Source organism: Alteromonas profundi, assembly GCF_010500865.1.
GTDB classification, from domain to species: Bacteria; Pseudomonadota; Gammaproteobacteria; order Enterobacterales; family Alteromonadaceae; genus Alteromonas; species Alteromonas profundi.
The window spans coordinates 1-571 of the sequence record NZ_JAAAWN010000092.1 but is presented as its reverse complement, the minus strand read 5'-3'; the positions used below and the strand labels follow the sequence as shown (position 1 = coordinate 571).

The following is a 571-nucleotide window of genomic DNA, read 5'->3' as shown; positions in this document are numbered from 1 at the left end:
CCTTGCGCATGCACTTTTGAGCGCTTTGAGGCTTTGCGTGTACCATCTGGATTTGAAGCATGTCGTCCTTTAGATTTCTGTTTAAACAGAACTAGCGTGCAGGTAAAGGGGTTGCTCCTTACTATTTGGCTGTTATCTAAACGCTTCGGTCGACAGGTTGCTTGTGCGTAAAGATGACGAATACATTGCCACGTATTTCCTCTATCAAGCGAGTAAAAATGTGGCTTGCGGATACGCCCAACAATGTCCCATCCTAGCGCCTTAACCTCTCTAAACCAAGGCGATTTATACCCTGCGTCGGTGACGATAATGGGCTGACAGTGAGAAGGTAATATCGCGTGCAACGTCTTCAAGAAGGTCTTGTGCGTAGCCGGTTTCTCTTTCGTCTTGTTGCAGTGCACTTCTTGATACAGTGTGATGGGCCTACCTTTTAAAGATATTGCTGCGCGTAAAAGAAAATGCGCTTTACGGTCATCTAAATCTGACCAATCGATTGAGATAACAGGGCGTGAAGTGCTACCACAAAATAGTTGGCCGATAGATGCATAGATAAGGGGTGTTTCACTTAATA

General features: G+C 45.4%; 1 protein-coding gene. It reads right to left on the bottom strand.

Going from position 1 to position 571, the window contains the following annotated elements:
• Positions 1–571 (bottom strand): transposase (locus GTH32_RS19300; protein WP_163088819.1); only part of this gene is annotated, 571 nt, incomplete at both ends.